This is a genomic window from Chryseobacterium luteum, assembly GCF_000737785.1.
GTDB classification, from domain to species: Bacteria; Bacteroidota; Bacteroidia; order Flavobacteriales; family Weeksellaceae; genus Chryseobacterium; species Chryseobacterium luteum.
In genome coordinates this window covers 181,870-198,839 of the sequence record NZ_JPRO01000003.1, presented here as the reverse complement: position 1 = coordinate 198,839, position 16,970 = coordinate 181,870, and the positions used below count along the sequence as shown (strand labels likewise).

Sequence of the window (16,970 nt, the reverse complement as noted above, 5' to 3'; positions counted from 1 at the left end):
CTTAAATAAGAATAAACATGAAAAAGATAATTATACTGGCGGCAGCTATGTCAGGAAGCGTAATTTTTGCCCAGGAAAAAAAATCCGATACGGTAAAAGCAAAATCCATAGAAGGCATCACGATTACGAAGCAGGTCTTTAAAAAACAGAGTGACCGTTTTGTATACGATGTTGCAGCTTCTCCGGTTGCCAAAGGAAATACTACTTTTGATCTCCTGAAGCAGACGCCTCTTTTATCTTCAACCGATGATAAAACGTTAAAGATTGCCGGAAAGAATAATGCCCTGATCTATATCAACGGAAGAAAAACTAATATGGATGCGGAATCCCTGGTACAGCTTCTTAAGAGCACACCTGCAGAAAACATCCAGAAAATTGAGGTCATCACTGTTCCGGGCAGTGAATACCAGGTAGAATCTTCAGACGGAATCATCAATATCGTGATGAAGAAAAAAATGAGCGACGGACTGAACGGAAACATGAGGATGAGTAATATGCAGAACAAATATAACGGTTCCAGCGCCTCACTTTCTCTGAACTACAGAAAAGATAAACTGGGAATCAGCGGTAATATTTTTACAGGAGAGAATATTCAGGCCCAGTCTTATGTTTTAAGGAACGGAACAAGCTTAATCTCTAATGAATCTGTTGGTGATATCATTGATCCGAACAAAAATCTTGGAGGATATTTAAATTTCGATTATCAGTTAACGGATAACAGTAACCTGGCGCTTACCTGGAATTCATGGTACAATAAAAGTAATGATTCTACAGTAGATCTACTGAATACATTAAGAAATTACAATACCGACGGCAGTTTAAAATCAATTGAATACAATAAATCTGAGAACAGAGAAGACGCTCATTATTACAACAATTCAGTAAATCTAAATTATGAATTAAAAACAGATTCTCTGGGAAGCAAGTTAAATGTGAATGCAGCCTACCTGAACTACAGAAGATCGCAGTTTTCTGACAACAGGACTTTAGTTCCGGGAATATCAAATGATTTTACACAATTAGGCCAAAAAATCACCCAGGAAATTCCGCAGGTTATCAACAATTTTTCAGGAACGGTAGATTATATCCGGAAGTTTAAGAATGATTTTACAGCTTCTGTGGGTGGAAATTTCAATAAAACCAAAACAGATAACGATACTAAGAACTATACTTATTCATATGACAAAAAAGGAAACCTTGTAGCTTCAAAACCGGATTTTAATCATTTTATCTATGATGAAAGCATTTACGGGGTTTATTTAACGCTTGAAAAGAAATTTTCTGATAAGCTTTCAGGAAAAGTGGGAGCACGATATGAAATCACCAGAAGCTTGGGAACTTCAGACAACCCTCAAAACACTGAAAACCAACAATACCAGGAGATTGAACAAAACTATAACAATATTCTGCCTTATCTGAGCTTCAATTATGCCATTAATAATAAGAACAATATTTCCTATGCCTTTTCGAGCAGAATGCGAAGACCGAGCTTCTGGGAATTAAACCCTGTGAAAAACATCCTTACCCAGGATAATTATACCCAGAACAATCCATTCGTAAAGTCATCTTCTACCTACAACCAGGAATTGACTTATATGTTTAAAAGTTCATACTTTCTGATCTTAAACCACTCTTATTTTAAAGATATCATTACCCAGGTTCCTTTGCAGAGAGAGATTATAAGAGATAATGTCAGATACAGACAATTAGCTTATATCAGAACCAATTTCGGAGACAAGCAGGAAATGTCCGTTATGCTTGGGATGCAAAAAACATTTTTCAAGCAGTATTTAACAATGAATTTTAATATTGGGATTCAGCACAATATCAATAACGGAACATTGAATACGGATCCAACTACCGGGCAGGTTTTTGACACTTATACCAATAAGACAAAATCGACAAGTATGGTGATCCAAACGAATAACACCATCCGTTTAGACAAAAAGAAAACATGGTTCCTGGGTGTCAATTATTTCTTTGTGGATAAGCAGCAGATCGAGCTGGGAATGCTGAAAAACCTGATGAGCCTGGATCTGAGCATCAAAAAAAACTGGAACGACTGGACCTTTGCTCTTAACGTGAATGATGTATTGAAAACAAATATTGTAGAGATCGAAGATTCCCAGTCAACAGGGAACTACAACTATGTCAGAAACGATCAGTACAGAAGAGGGATGACTTTCAGTATAACCTATAACTTCGGAAATCAGAAAGTGAAAAAAGCAAGAGACATCGAAGGCGCATCCGATGCCATCAAGAGCAGAACAAGATAAAAAACATCTTTCTTCATATTCAATTATTTTTGTGGTAACCCACCGGTATTTCCGGTGGGTTTTACTTTTCCTTTGAAAACCAGTTTTATAACGAAATCAAAAAAAGATATTTATTCCACAAAGGAATTTAAAATTTATAGGCAATACTTCCCAAAACCTGTGTAGGATTTTGTGGCGTTAATCTTACAGACCAAGTCTTTTCATTGGTTAAATTATTGACTTTGATCCCGGCTCTGAAGTTTTTGTGATCATAAAACAATGTTGCATCCAAAGTAGTGTAAGCAGGGATGATCACTTTTGCAGCTGTTGTATTCGTTTGGAAAGAATGATTTCCTTTATTTCCTCCAAAACCGATTCCCAGTCCTTTCCATTCTCCGTTCATGATCTGATAGCTCATCCAAAGGTTATAGAGGTTAGACGGCCCGGAAAGCGCAGGACGAAGACCATTGATTTTATCATCGGCTTTGGTCATTTTGCTGTCATTATAGGCATATCCGGCAATAATATTGAATCCTTTCACCGGATTGGCGGTAAGCTCCAACTCGAAACCTTTGCTTCTCTGGCCTCCGTCCTGAATTGAGAATAAATTATTAACAGGATCCTGACGCACCATATTTTTAACATCAATATCATAATAACTGATGGTTCCCACCAATTTATGCCCGAAAAGATCTCCTTTTACCCCAAATTCTTTTTGATTAGCCTGCTCAGGTTTAAAGGTGTTCCCTGAAATATCAGAACCTCCTTTATTGGTAAACCCGTTCATATAATTTCCAAAAACTGAAACCTTATCCTTTACCACTTCATAGACCAGTCCGAATTTCGGAGAAAAATTGGTCTGCCAGTAATCTCCTGTAGTTACATTCTGAGCAATATTCGTAACTCCCATATTCTGATAACGGTCTGCCCTTAAACTTACCATAGCCAGAAACCGGTCTGTAATATTGAAAACATCCGATACGTAAACAGCATAGCTGTTATCTCCGTTTTTTTCCAGTCTTGGAGTTCCGGATGCGACAAGATTATCAATCGCAGCCTGGTTTACAGCATAAGGAGCATTTCCGGTAAAGTCGAAAGGTGCACCATTTACCGTTACCCTGTCAAAACTGTTTGCATTATTGTAATAATCCAGCCCCACAATGATTCTGTTTCTGTGCCCTGAGATCTGAAAATCCCCGATAAAGTTCTGCTGGATATTGGTCGCAATAAAATTTGTATTCCCTTTCATTACCTGTAAACGGGCCGTTGTATCAGAAGCTCCGTTGATAGCGGTGATATATCCGTCGATGGTGGATTTTGCACGCGATACAAGCGTCTGTGAAGTCCAGTTATCCGAAATTTTATAATTCATCTGTGCAAAAATATTCATCATTTCGGTTTCATAGGGAATCGCGTTGCTTCCGAATAATCTGTTATAAGGAAATCCCATATCTGCAATAGACTGTACTTTATTGCTTCCTAAAAAAGGATTGAATCTTACAACCGATGTTGCCTTTTCATGCCCATACTCTATATCAAATAGAAGGGACAGCCTATCATTGATCTGATAGGAAACTGACGGTGCAACAGAAAGTGCATTGCTGAAACCCAGGTCCTGAAAACTTTTTTGAAAAGTAGCCGCACCATTTAATCTGAAAAGAATGGTTTTATCACTATTGACAGCAGTATTCACATCCATTGCAACCCGGTTGTAATTCCAGCTTCCTGCGGTATAAGACACTTCACCTCCGAAACCGTTAAATGGTTTTTTCGTCACCCTGTTGAATAAGCCTCCGTAAGTAGAAAGATTCGATCCGAATAAAGTAGCTGAAGGTCCTTTTATAGCTTCCACCTTTTCAAGATTGGCAGGATCAATGGTTGTATAAGCGAAGCCCGAGATCCCATTTCTCACCATAGGCTCAGTTGTAAATCCGCGGGAAAGAAAAGTCACACGTCCCTGATTGGCCAGCATAGGAATACCTGCACCCGGAATATTTTTTGAGATACTTCCTAAATTCACTGCAATCTGCTCCTGGATAAGTTCCTTGGGAACGCTGATATAAACCTGCGGTGTTTCCATATTTTTTAATGGAAGCTTCGATACATAAGGGCTTTCCTTTTTAGAAAACTTATTGATATTGCTGGAAAGTGTGATTTCCTGTATCGCGGAAATATTTTCTTTCTCAAACTGGTAATTGACCATAACAGGCTCATTCTGTACAACCTTCACTTCAATGGTCTTCTCTGCCGAGCCTATCACCTGAATCCTGATATGATAATCACCATCGGTAAGATGTTCAAAACTGAATTTCCCGTCCTGATCGGTAAGGGTATGCTTATTGGTTTCTACCAATTCTACGGTTGCTTCACGAAGAACTTCTCCGTTGTGCTGCCTGAGAACTCCGGAAATATTCCCAAAATTCTGGGCAAGGGCCCATCCTAAACCTCCGAAAAGGAAGACTGCTGTAGCTATAAATTTCATTCAGTAATTTTTTTCAAATGCAAATCTATCGCTTTATTTATACTAAGTAAAAATAATAATTCCATTATTGATTAAAATCATACGAAAGATGAACCCGGATAACTCCACAACTATGATTTTAGCTCACGGTTTGTCATTAAAAATATAAGTCGCAAACCGGATGAAAATTATGGTTTATATTGCTTATCTTGAATTCATGAAAGTCTAATCTTTAACCTCCATTTTATTAATGAGAAATTATTTGATCATTATTTTTAAATGCTTAGTTGCTGTATTTCTTATTTCCGGCTGTAAAGAAAAGAAAGTCACACTGGGTAAAGACATCAGCTTTGACAAAGAGGAAAACATCCATTACGGAGGTGATCCCGGACAGGTGATGGACTTTTATCTGCCCCGTCACAAAAATTCAAAAAAAACGGACGTTTTTATCATTGCCCATGGCGGCGGCTGGAGGGGCGGAGATAAATCCCAGCTTACTTTCTTTACCCTTTCCATGATGCAGAAATTTCCGGATCATATTTTTGCCAATATCAATTACAGGCTTGCCACCTCAACGCGTAACGGCATTCCCAACCAGACGGATGATATTGAAAAGGCAGTCACCTATTTAGAAAAAAAACTGAAATACCGCCCCCGGCTGGTCGTTCTCGGGAACAGTGCCGGTGCCCATTTATCGATGATGTATGCCTACCATTTCGATACTCAGAGAAAAGTAAAGGCTGTTGTGAATATTGTAGGGCCGTCTGACCTTTCTGATCCCGGATTTGAAACCTATCAGGATTATTCATTTGTGAAAAACTTTCTGGTGGATGCCAAAGCTGTTCCCGCAGGAATGTCTAAAACCTCATTGGCAAGTCCAGTAAGCTGGATTGATTCCTCTTCTGCTCCTACTCTTTCCTACTATGGAAACAGAGATCAGGTTATTCCTTTATCTCAGAAAAGAAAATTAGATTCTGTTCTGATTCAAAATAAGGTACAACATGTAACTTATGAATTCAACGGAGGTCATCTGGATTGGGACAAAGCCCCGAATAATGAGTTCCTGATTAATAAAATTGCTGCTTTTCTGAAAAAAACTGGTAAAAAATAAACGCTCCGAAAATTTCAAAGCGTTTTATTTTTTATTCAGATATAAAATAATTTTACCTCAAAATCAAATTGCAGAACTGCGTCTTTGCACACTAGAAACTCGCGCAGATTGTGGACAGATATCGCATATTTATGATCCGATCCGATGGTTAAGCTCTTTTTACTCTCATTATTTTATTCAGATTTTACAATCTCCGTTCTTTCCGAAACTCCGTTTGCATTGAAGGCTTCGATCTGGAAATAGTAAGAATCAGTTCGGTCAGCTCCGGTAAAGAAATATTCATTTTTTCCGTATACCATAATGCTTCCGTATAATTTATCCGGAGATTTCCCCCAATAGATCACATATCCGTCTGCATCCTGGTTCTGCTGCCATTTCATCCAGATGCTTCTTCTCTCACCGTATTTTTTAGGATCAGCTCTTAAAGGAACAAATCCTTCCACTTTCTTTGGCTTTTCTCCCGCTCCTTTTCCGAAGACTCTGAAACCGCTCAGTGCAAATTTCCCGGTAGGCATTTTCAGGTTTTCCATTTTCAGGAATCTTGCTTTGACCGGTTTTTCAAGCTCTACATAATCGTGGGGAACATCTTTGGTATTCTTACTCTTATCCACGACAACATTCCATTTCTTTCCGTCATTCGATCCATAAATTTTGTACTGATGCATTTTGCCCAGCGTTTTACCCATAAATTCGGCATCCTGGTCTGCATAATTGATCTGAATGGCATTGATGGTGGAAATCTCCCCAAGATCCGTCTGGAACCATTCTCCTGAATTACCTGTTTTTGCGCTCCAGTAGGTTTTAATATCTTCATCTACTGCTAAATTCGGCTGATAGCCGCCTAAAGTAGACGACACCTGAACGGGTTTGTTATAATTCAGCAGCATCCAGCCTGCAAAAAGCCCTTTTGAAAAATCTTTACCCTGTGCATACTGCGGAAGGTAGGTAGGATAATCTCCGTAAGCTGTATTGGTATACATTACATCATCTTTATCAAATCCTGCAGGCCAGATCCCCAGTCTTCGTTCAAAATTATTTTTAGTGGAAATAAAAATCGTTGAGACGTGCCACCAGTTTTTGTAATTGTCTTCAAAAGTAGCGCCGTGTCCCGCTCCTCTCGCAAAACCGCCGGGTTTGTAAGAAAACGGATTGTGCTGCTGGTACTCAAAACCTTCCAGCGGATTTTTGCTGACATACACTCCGTCAGAATATCCGCTGAATTCTGTGGCGGGAGCTCCGTACTGCATATAATATTTCCCGTTATGTTTGGTCATCCATGCTCCTTCTACAAACGGCTGAAGGAAAACATTGTCATTATATTCCCCGAACCTTTCCCAACCGTGATCCTCAGGCTTCAGTCTTATAATTGGTTTTGTAAAACCTTCTGACTGTAAGTTTTTAACCTTCACTTCGGTTCCCAGCAGCGGCCATTCGTTGCTGGATCCCCAGTACAGATACAGTTTATTTTTATCCTCATCATAATGGAATGCGGGATCCCAGGCTCCAACTTTTAAAGTATCAACCGCAATTTTCCAGTCGTCTTTGGTAGGATTGGTACTTTTCCAGATCGGGAAATCCTGTTCCCAGGTGGATCCGTAAACATACAGGGTATCTTTCATGGCCCAGACTGCCGGAGCATTCAGATCGTGGATGTATTTATTGTCTCTCAGGAATTTTCTCTTCACAAATTTCCAGTCCAGCATATCATCACTGTACCAGTATCCTTCCTGATTGGTGGAGAAAAGGAATAATTTATTTTTAAAATTAACAATCACAGGATCGGCTGTAGCACGGTGTTTCCCCTGCTTTGAGAAAACTTCAAACGGTGTGTAGCCATAATCGATGTTAATCGGGTTACAGAATGTTTTCTGCTGGGCACCAACGAATATTCCCAACAGAACAGCGAATGATAAAAAGTACTGCTGCATCTTCATAATTTTTTGCTTAACGACAAATTTAGCTAACTTTTTTTGGTTTCTTCCAAATAAAACCATCAAGGAGATAATGAGAAAGCTGAGGAACAACCAGCATGGGAACCAAAAACTGAAGGACGTTTTCGGAAATATGGAAATCCAATGAAAAATGTTCATTCCACACCAGGACCTCCCACAGGACCTCTTCGAAGAATGCGAATCCGAGGATCACCCCGATAAACAGAAATATTCCGAGGACTGATTTAAAAACAGAAAGCCTCTCCAGCTGATGTTTTTCTTTCTGCCGAATCTCCCGGATGTAGACCAGTGCAATGTATGGAATCCCGTGCGAAATAACATTCAAAAAAGTAAAAACAAGGTCATTGTTGAAATATACGATTCCGAAGTACCACGAAAGATAAGTCCCCGCTATCAGAGCAGTTTTTGGAATATTGAATTTCCCTGTTTTAAAGACTTCAAAAACGGTTTTTAAAATCCAGACGGTCAATATGACAGCATAAATTACAGTAATGAGTCTGGTGTAATCCGGCAGATTTTTAAGCCAGTCAAATTCATTTTCTACAAACCATGTAAAAGCACGCGGGGTCTTAAACCAATACAGCATAGGATAAACTGTAGCAGAATAAACGGCAATCTCATCTATTTTTTTGTTCCAGTTATTGGGTTCAAAACGGGCATAAATCCTCATAAAACCGTACTGTTGCCGGATAAAATGAAAAACGGCCGCCAATGCAAGGGCTGACCAGAATACCAGGCTCCCAAACTGGAAAAGGGCAATACCTAAAATCCAACTTAAGGCAGGAATTCCCCAATACAGAAGTTTCCTCTTCTGCACTTCTCCCTTTACGAAATAGGTTTTGAATAAAGTGGAATAAACGTGCGCCACATCTATAAAAACAATAAGAAAAAGCCAGGTGTAAAAAGAATAATTATTTTCAAGCCCCTGAATCTGTTTCTGAAAAAGAAAAATAACAAGCAGGATCAGGAAAGGCGGGGATAGAATAAACCACCAGTCTGTTTTTGCATTATGTATCCAGGGCTGTTTCATATCATCTGTTCTGCTGTTCTCAGTCCCTGATAAAAAGCTTCTTCAAAAATAGAAATTCCCGAAAGATCCGTATGCGCAAAGAAAACTTTCCCGTCAATAGGCTCTTTTGCCTTTTGGGTTTCTTCACCAAAAATCTGGCCCGGAACCGGAGCTATCATTGCATGACCTATTTTGTGAAATTCCATTTCTAAAATAAAATCTTCTATCAGCGGATGGGCTTTCTTTAAATCATCTAAAACTAAGGTTTTAAGTTCACTTCCTTTCATGGAATACAGCTGGCGTCTTGCTTTTTTACAGTCACTACCTGAAAAACTCCTGTAATAAGTGATTACTTTTTCTCCCATGATCTGCTCAATGTTCTGGTGCTGGTCAAAAATATAACCCAGTCCCGCAGAACCGTAGATAACATTATCCCAGGCCAGCTCTTCATCTCCTCCAAATTCATTCTTTAACGTAATGGTCGTCAGAAGCCAAGGAACATAATTGAATGATGATGCTTTTTTACTGCTGAAAATTTTTACGGCAACAAATTGAGGGCCTGCAAACAGCATTTTCTCAGCAGTGATTTTCACTGTCTTTTTTTGAATGCTATCAAAGCTTAAAACCTCAACTTTATCATTTATATTAACTTCAAAAACCAAATGACCGGACTTATGTTTTCCGTTCGTAAATTTTGAAAGATGTTTGGCCAGCCTTGCATTTCCCTCCGGCCATGTGAAGACCTGATCTTTATATTTCCGGCTCCAGTTGTTTTTTCTTCCCGCAAAATAATGGATTCCTGCCCAGGCAGAAACATAATCAATTCCTAATCCGTAATCGTCTCTGCAGGAATAATCCAGCAGCCAAAGCAATTCTTCCGATGTATAGTGATGCTCTTTAAGCCAATCCTTAAAAAGGATCTTTTCCAGTTTTAAAGCATCATTTTCTCTGCTTGAGTCATGGACGGGAATAGCAAACCAGTATTTTTCATGACTATCTTTTTTCCGGCGGAAATCATCCATTGTTTTAAAGAAACGGTCAAATTCTTTCTGTGTTTTTATATCAATCCCTTTCTGAGGAACGATATCGTTTTGCCATACATTTTTGTAAAACAATCTTTCCTGCTGTGGAAAAGTCATCTGGTATTCGTCCAGAACAGGCTCTCCGTTTTCATCATCTCCCCGGTAGATTCCACAGTCCCGTAAAAATTCAATGAGTTCGGCATTTTCTTTGTTCGGGAGGGGAAGATAATGTGCTCCCAAAGGAAATTTTGAAAATTGATTCTGGCCGTTTGAAGAATTTCCGCCTAACCTGTTCTCCATTTCAAGCAGAAGATAATCATTTTGATTATTCTGGCTTAAAAACCTGCATGCAGAAAGTCCGGAGATTCCACCTCCGACAATGAGATATTTTGTATGGATCTCTTCTGAGAATTCCGGAAAATCTTTAGCCCACAGTCTATGTCCGAGGACATGATTGGTTCCGGTGATTTTAAGTAACAGAGTCCTTGCTTTTTTTCCACAGTACTGCAGAAAAGGAAGCATAAGACTGCCCAGAAAAACTGTTGTAAGAAAATCTTTCCTACTGTACTTTTCCCCACTCTTCATCGAAATAACGGACTAATATCTGGTTATCCAGACGGTTAACTTCTACATCATTCACTTTCATGTCTTTGCTGAAATAAGAAAGCTGAGAAAAATTATAATCGTAATATTTTAAATTGGGAATCTTTCTGTAGATTTTATTATTGACCGGTTCAAATGAAGCCATTGAAAATCCCCATTCTCCAAAGGAAGGCACATAGGTATGGTATGCTGTGGTAAATGGAAATATCTGATTGATCGTTTTTTCGATGCACCAAAAAGATTTCGGGGCAAAATACGGCGATGTGGTCTGAACGACAATTTTAGTACCGGAATCAGTCAGTCTTTCCAATTCTTTGTAAAACTGTAATGAATAGAGCTTTCCTAAACTGTAATTGGAAGGGTCAGGAAAATCAATGATAATCACATTGAACTTCTGCCTGTTTTCTTTGACCCAGACGTAAGCATCTTTGTTGATGATCCTGACTTTGGGATCAGATAAAGAACTCTGGTTCAAGGTACGCATGGTTTCATTGGTTTTGAAGAAATGGGTCATTTCCCCGTCCAGGTCAACAAGGGTAATATTTTTTACGTCTTTGTATTTCAGTACTTCACGCGCAGCAAAACCGTCTCCACCACCTAAGATCAGAACATTCCCAATGTTTTTTGCCATAGACATCGCCGGATGTACCAACGCTTCATGATAGCGGTATTCATCTGTGGAGGAAAACTGAAGGTTGTTATTCAGATACAGCCGAAATTCATGGTTATTTCTCGTGAGAACAATTCTCTGGTAGGGCGAGCTTTTGGTATAGACCACATTTTCGCCGTAGAGTTTCTCTTCTGAATAGGATAAAATTTTATCTGAGAAAATAAACAGGCCGAGAAGAAATGTAAAAGCCCCGATTGATTTTATCTTTAAGGAAAGCGGCTTTGAAAGTTCTTTTTTAATATAAAAACATAAGAATATGGCGATAGAAACATTGATCAGTCCGAAAAAAAGAGGGGTTTTTACAATTCCCAGATTCGGAATAAGCACGAGAGGAAACAGTATTGAGGCCAGTAATGCTCCAATATAGTCAAAGGCAAAAACGTTTGAAACCAAGTCCTTGAACCCGATCCTGTCTTTAAGGATATTCATCAGCAGCGGAATTTCCACTCCTACCAGACATCCGGTAAAGAAAACAAAAAGGTAGAGAACCGTTTCAAAATGGGCCAGCGTATTAAAAAGGATAAATAAAACGACTGAGCTTACTCCACCGACAATTCCCACAAGGATTTCGATCTCTACAAATTTATCAATGAGATTTCCTTTGATGAATTTGGCAAAATAAGACCCCACTCCCATTGAAAAGAGATAAACGCCGATGATGAAGGAAAACTGTTTAACGGAATCTCCCAAAAGATAGCTTGCCAGCGCACCGGCCACCAGTTCATAGATGAGCCCGCAGGTCGCAATAACAAAAACCGAGAACATTAAAAGCAGCTCAAGAGGAATCCTCTTCTTATCCATGAATCGCAGCACTTATGATCATTGAAATTCCTATGATAAATGCTCCAAAAACAATTGCTAACGCTATATTTTTATTTTGTGAGATCTCATGCCATGTTTTTTCCGGGGTCAGTTTTTCGATAATAAAATAGCAGATCAGAAGTATGGCTATTCCTAAAATTGAATATAGCACGGAGTTGAATATCGGCAGTAGATTAATGTTATCCATAGTTTATATTTTTTATTTGTGGTAATATCTGTAAAATCCTATTCCTGTGGAATGGTTTCTGGTGGTTCCGTCCCGGTACGTTTCTGTCTTGGCACAATCACAGAACTTATTTCCTGTAAAAGTAAGATAAACGAACCCGCTCACGAAAAAGCTTCCGATAAGAAACAGTACCCAATTGGTCCTGATATAGTTGGTTATTTTTTCCATAGCTTAATTGGTGGGGTAAGGTGAATTGGAACTGTTTCTCCATTTACTGAACTCGAAAATGCGTCTTCCCAGAAGGCTGGCTCCTATAAAGATGAGTGAGAAAATGATCACAATAGCAAAATTCCAGAACGAAACGGGCTGCCATGCGGCCTTGATCTTTACAGAGCTGTTTTTTTCATATTTTTCCGGGTAGCCGGGCTGCGGGCTCATATTGGTAAGGACAGAGTCCAGTTTTTTAATTTCCAGCGGTTTTTCTGTCAGATTGTTTATTCCGCTAATTTCATTTTTCAGTATTCCTTTTTCTGTGTATTGGCTGATGCTTTGGTCTTTATTATTCCGCATATAAAAAATTCCCAGGTCGTTTTTAATCACTGAAAATTCTCCATTCTGCAATTGATACCCGGATTTGAACGGATCTGCGGCACCGCCTTCTTTTTCTGCAGAAATCAGGAAATGATAGCTTCCGGGCGCTACACCGCAAAAATTAAATTTTTCACTCTGGCTTCCTTCGCTCCAGCTTTCCCCACCTTCATAACCGGAATATTTTTCTATATCTTTGGAGGTATAAGCTATTTCATTGGTTTTTTCATTGACAAGGCTTACTCCTACATTGGCCCAGGAGTTGTCTACATCTGAATAAGCATTCACTTCTAACGGAGCGGAAGCTCCTGAAAGGCTGAAGCTTTTGCTCACCAGTTCTTTATCATTTATATCGGCAAATTTAATTTCCTGTTCAAAAATAGTCTGATTGGTCCTTGACATTACCACATAAAGCTGGATCAGACAGATCAACAGGGCTGAAATTCCGATAATATTGATACCCTGTTTTACATTAAAGAAAAAGGGCTCGACAATTCCTACCCCTGAATAATAGGGAAGCTCTTTTAAGCTGAAAGCTTTCCTGATTGTATATTTTGAGATATGATCCCCTTTAAAGAACTGTACTGAGTTGCCACATTCTTCCCTCGAGATCATTTCGGTACCGTTGACAAATTCTTTATATTTGGCAAGTTTAAAATCTATTTTATCTTCAAAGAAACCTGCTGCGGAATGAATACTGCAGGGCGTGGTTTCGTACCATCTGTACTTCCGGCCATCAGCAGTTTCTGCATAATGTTTGAAGTCTTTAAATTCAGAGTCCAGCAGACGGAGAAGCACCCAATGCCCGTCACTTTCACTCAGGTATACATTATTTCCGGATGGATCTTTCAGGGTGTATTCGCGCCAGAAGATATTTTCACCATATTTTTTAACAACAATATTAATAACACAGTAATCTGTCCCATAAACCGTGCCCTTCTGTCCGACTTTCAGCACTACATTTTCAACAGGTTTTTTAATGATTTTCCGTGAAGCATTTTTTTCTCTTCCAATAAGGGAAGAACATGAATCGCAGATGTATTCTTCAACAGAAAAATCTATTGACAGCTCATTGTTTTTTTTGCAGACGGGACAAACGTAATACATTTTTTTAACGGTGAATTTTGTGTTTTTGGATGATCTCAGCATTGAAATACTGAACTATTTCATCAGCAATCTGCTCCACTTTCCTGGTATTATCCTGAGTATAGTTGCACAGAAAAACATCAAATGTAAGCTGTTTAAACTCCGGCCAGGTATGGATGCAGAGATGGGATTCTTTAAGACATACAGCAGCGGTGAAGCTCTGATTGTCAAAAATATGCTCTGTAATTCCAACAATTTCCACTTCTTTAGTTTCTAAAATGGATTCTGTATATTCCAAAAAGCTTCTGCAGTTCAATAACAAATCTTCTGACTGTGTTTCCAAAGTCAGAAGGATATGCAGACCTTTGCTTGATAATGGTTTCAATTATTTTTTTTGTAAATATATTATTTTTTCGGAAGGAAAACCTCAGCAAGCATACATCTTGCGCTTCCTCCTCCATTCACTTCGATGGTATTCAGATCTGAATAAATGATTTCACAGCATTTTTCAATGGCTGCCACCTGCTCAGAGGTCAAAGACTGGTACGCTGTCTGGCTCATCACCAGGAACTTCTCTCCATCTTTATTCTGAACCTGAAGCATATTTCCGGCAAACTGCTGCATCTGCTCTTCTGAAATTTCGATGATCTCTTTTCCTGAGTTTTTGATGGTTTCAATCACTTTCTCTCTTTCCAGTTCATCATCAATACAGTCTAAGCAAATGACTACAAATTGATCCGCCACGCACATCATGACATTGGTGTGATAAATGGCAAGCCTTTCCGCTCCTACAGTCTGGTAAGAATGAAAAATTATAGGTGTAAAGCCGTACTTTGCACAAAACTCTCTGAATAAACCTTCGTCAAGCCTCAGAGAAACCGAGCCATAAGCTATCTTATTATCGTGATCAAAGATCATGCTTCCGGTTCCTTCCAGGAAGTGTCCCTGGGTTTCAGGAAACGACCAGTCGTCAATTTCAGCCACTTCAAATCCCTGACTTCCGATGCTTTCAATGATATCTTCTCTTCTTTCCACTCTTCTGTTGGAAGCGAACATAGGGTATAGAACCACTTTACCATCTTTATGAAAACTTACCCAGTTATTTGGAAAAATAGAATCCGGAGTATGCGGATCCAATGTATCTTTTATGGTGATCACATTTACGCCTTTGCTTCTCAGTTTTCCAACAAAAGTGTTGAACTCTGCCAAAGCTTTAGACTGAATATCAGAACCTTTCTGTTCTACCTGAAAATAATTATTCTCTGCTGTTTCAGCGTTGTAACCGAATGCAATCGGCTCTATCATTAATACGGTATCTGTTGTTTGCATTTTCTGAGTTTTGAGTTTTAGGGTTTTAGAGTCAGAGAGTTTTATCATCTTTACCTTCGCCGGTGATAGATAAAAATGAACACCATTTCTCAGACTGGCACCAACATCCCTATGATTTGGTTATACTGATTATTTAAATTATTAAATTCTTCTTCACTAATATAGTTGCAGGCAAGAGCAAATTGAAGCCATGTCTGAGTTTCTCTTGCTTCACCTTCAGAATCAGTTAATTTAGCAATAAAAGATTTCTCATATTTTCTTTTCCCCCAAGCTTCACTTATATTAGCAGAGACTGATCTTGATGATCTTCTGATCTGATCTGTAAGAGAATAGAGCTCTTCTTTAGGAAAGGATTTTGAGCGTTCATAAACCTGCATAGCCATTTCAAAAGATCTTTGAAAAACTTTTAAATCCTGATGAAATTTAACTGTTGGCATATGTACAATTTATTTTAGCAAGAAAAAAGACTCCCACTCTCCTACACTAATACTCTAATACATTTCTACTCTCTCACCAAAGGCATTGTAGAACACCTCAACAGCCCTCCCATTTTAGAGATTTCCCTGTAAGGAATTTCTTCTACGGTCATTCCCCACTCGTTTCTAAGGTGGTTGTTCATTCTTGTGAATGTTTTGTCCGATACTATAACTTCCGGAGAAATGGAGAAGATATTCGGGAACATTTCAAACATTTCTTCATCATTGAGATGGAAACAGTTTTCTTCCCCGAAAATATCGATGATCAGGCGGTAATCGCTTTCATCTACAAACCCGTTTTTATAGATCAGGCATTTGTCTTTTCCTACCGGATTGAATGTACAGTCCAGGTGTAAGATGCCTTCAAGCGGAATTTTATCATTTTTCTTTAATTCCAGGTCGATAATTCTTTTCTTCGGAAAATATTCTTTCAGGATTTCAATAGCGTATTCGTTCGTTCTTGCGGTTTTATAATTTCTGTAATCTTCGCTGAAACAGGTTCCTATAAAAAGGAAATCGTCCCATACGATTACATCACCGCCTTCAATATGTGCTGTTTCCGGGAGATTGATGATCTTTCTCCACGACACTTTTTCAAACACTTTTTTATAGGCTTCCTGCTCGTCGGCCCTGTCTGCAATCACATTGGAGATGATCATTTTATCATCAATCACAAAAGCCACATCTCTTGCGAAAACCTGGTTATAATCTTTGATAATGCTTGGGCGAAGCACTTCTACGTCATATTTTTTCAATACGGCTTCAAAAGCATTCATTTCGTTGACAATATCCTCTTCTTTAGGATACCTATTATGTTCGATGGAGTAATATGACTTGGCGTCATAACTCTCCTCTAATGTGGGAACAGCTCCCATTGAATTAGGCTGGCCTAGAACTACTGATTTCAGCCTGCCCGTTTCGTTTTTAATGTTTAGTCTCATAAAGATTTATGCAATACTACAAATATAAGTAAAGGTCTCTATCTGGAAAACTTTTGATTTGTTTTATGCATCAAATTTGATTTTAATAGCATTTAATGTCTGGAATATGCTCCTATTTCTCATCCTTTTTTTCCCGTTTATTAAAGCCTCATATTGAATCCGAATGCATAATTAATCTACAACTGACTATTTTTCATCTACATAAGAAATAAAAAACTGTAGATTTTATAAAATAAATTCATACCTTAGTGATATAATTTCAATGAAATTATAAATTAAAATTTAACTATTAACATCAAAAAATCAAAATCATGAACAAGAAAAATCCTGTGTTGAAAAATGCACAAAAATTAGGAAGAAACGAGCAAAAATTAATCGTAGGAGGTGTTGGTCCAACCAGACCAAGATACTGCTGCGAATGGGACGAGAACGGAAAGTGTACGATCTGGACATGCGGAAACTGTGCCTGCCCGTAATCA

At 38.6% G+C, this 16,970-nt stretch carries 15 protein-coding genes; 3 read left to right on the top strand and 12 right to left on the bottom strand.

The genetic code is table 11. From position 1 onward, the window contains the following. Positions 1-17 precede the first annotated feature (17 nt). Entirely contained in the window at positions 18-2,276 is a 2,259-nt protein-coding gene (locus IX38_RS06165; protein WP_034702912.1) for a TonB-dependent receptor domain-containing protein, read from the top strand. A gap of 127 nt (positions 2,277-2,403) precedes the next feature. On the opposite strand, the gene IX38_RS06160 is transcribed toward IX38_RS06165, so the two are convergent. Then, positions 2,404-4,737, bottom strand: a complete 2,334-nt coding sequence (locus IX38_RS06160) for a TonB-dependent siderophore receptor (protein ID WP_034702910.1) — start codon at positions 4,735-4,737, stop codon at positions 2,404-2,406. Between the two features lie 229 nt (positions 4,738-4,966). On the opposite strand from IX38_RS06160, the gene IX38_RS06155 reads away from it, so the two are divergent. After that, the gene (locus IX38_RS06155) at positions 4,967-5,827 is read left to right on the top strand and encodes an alpha/beta hydrolase (RefSeq protein ID WP_034702907.1); all 861 of its coding nucleotides are present in this window, start codon (positions 4,967-4,969) and stop codon (positions 5,825-5,827) included. A 173-nt stretch (positions 5,828-6,000) separates the two neighbouring features. Here IX38_RS06155 and IX38_RS06150 read toward each other — a convergent pair whose 3' ends face one another. From IX38_RS06150 to IX38_RS06100, 11 genes are all read right to left on the bottom strand, one after another. Beyond that, positions 6,001-7,755, bottom strand: coding sequence for a discoidin domain-containing protein (locus IX38_RS06150; protein ID WP_034703150.1), 1,755 nt, complete (start codon positions 7,753-7,755; stop codon positions 6,001-6,003). A 28-nt stretch (positions 7,756-7,783) separates the two neighbouring features. After that, a complete protein-coding gene (locus IX38_RS06145) occupies positions 7,784-8,809 on the bottom strand; it encodes a hypothetical protein (RefSeq protein ID WP_034702905.1) in 1,026 nt (341 codons plus the stop codon). Then, positions 8,806-10,395: an NAD(P)/FAD-dependent oxidoreductase gene (locus tag IX38_RS06140; protein WP_051884520.1), complete on the bottom strand. Its 1,590-nt coding sequence runs from the start codon at positions 10,393-10,395 to the stop codon at positions 8,806-8,808. The genes IX38_RS06145 and IX38_RS06140 overlap by 4 nt, the downstream gene beginning before the upstream one ends. Next, the gene (locus IX38_RS06135) at positions 10,370-11,884 is read right to left on the bottom strand and encodes a polyamine aminopropyltransferase (RefSeq protein ID WP_034702903.1); all 1,515 of its coding nucleotides are present in this window, start codon (positions 11,882-11,884) and stop codon (positions 10,370-10,372) included. Before IX38_RS06135 ends, IX38_RS06140 begins: the two co-directional genes overlap by 26 nt. Next, positions 11,877-12,092, bottom strand: a complete 216-nt coding sequence (locus IX38_RS06130; protein ID WP_034702902.1) for a DUF350 domain-containing protein — start codon at positions 12,090-12,092, stop codon at positions 11,877-11,879. The genes IX38_RS06135 and IX38_RS06130 overlap by 8 nt, the downstream gene beginning before the upstream one ends. Before the next feature lie 12 nt (positions 12,093-12,104). Beyond that, on the bottom strand, positions 12,105-12,299 hold the full coding sequence (locus IX38_RS06125) for a hypothetical protein (RefSeq protein ID WP_228377917.1): 195 nt from the start codon (positions 12,297-12,299) through the stop codon (positions 12,105-12,107). 3 nt (positions 12,300-12,302) lie between these two features. Next, positions 12,303-13,766 carry a DUF4178 domain-containing protein gene (locus tag IX38_RS06120; protein WP_034703145.1) on the bottom strand — a complete coding sequence of 488 codons (1,464 nt, stop codon included), beginning with the start codon at positions 13,764-13,766 and terminating at the stop codon, positions 12,303-12,305. A gap of 4 nt (positions 13,767-13,770) precedes the next feature. Next, positions 13,771-14,130, bottom strand: coding sequence for an S-adenosylmethionine decarboxylase family protein (locus tag IX38_RS06115; RefSeq protein WP_034702901.1), 360 nt, complete (start codon positions 14,128-14,130; stop codon positions 13,771-13,773). Positions 14,131-14,150: 20 nt separating this feature from the next. After that, complete coding sequence (gene ctlX, locus IX38_RS06110) at positions 14,151-15,074, bottom strand: citrulline utilization hydrolase CtlX (protein ID WP_034703143.1); 924 nt, start codon at positions 15,072-15,074, stop codon at positions 14,151-14,153. An 89-nt stretch (positions 15,075-15,163) separates the two neighbouring features. Further along, entirely contained in the window at positions 15,164-15,511 is a 348-nt protein-coding gene (locus tag IX38_RS06105; RefSeq protein WP_034702900.1) for a four helix bundle protein, read from the bottom strand. A gap of 65 nt (positions 15,512-15,576) precedes the next feature. Further along, on the bottom strand, positions 15,577-16,491 hold the full coding sequence (locus IX38_RS06100; RefSeq protein ID WP_034702899.1) for a dimethylarginine dimethylaminohydrolase family protein: 915 nt from the start codon (positions 16,489-16,491) through the stop codon (positions 15,577-15,579). Positions 16,492-16,802: 311 nt separating this feature from the next. On the opposite strand from IX38_RS06100, the gene IX38_RS22895 reads away from it, so the two are divergent. Continuing rightward, positions 16,803-16,967, top strand: coding sequence for a hypothetical protein (locus IX38_RS22895; RefSeq protein ID WP_165570706.1), 165 nt, complete (start codon positions 16,803-16,805; stop codon positions 16,965-16,967). Positions 16,968-16,970: the final 3 nt, after the last annotated feature.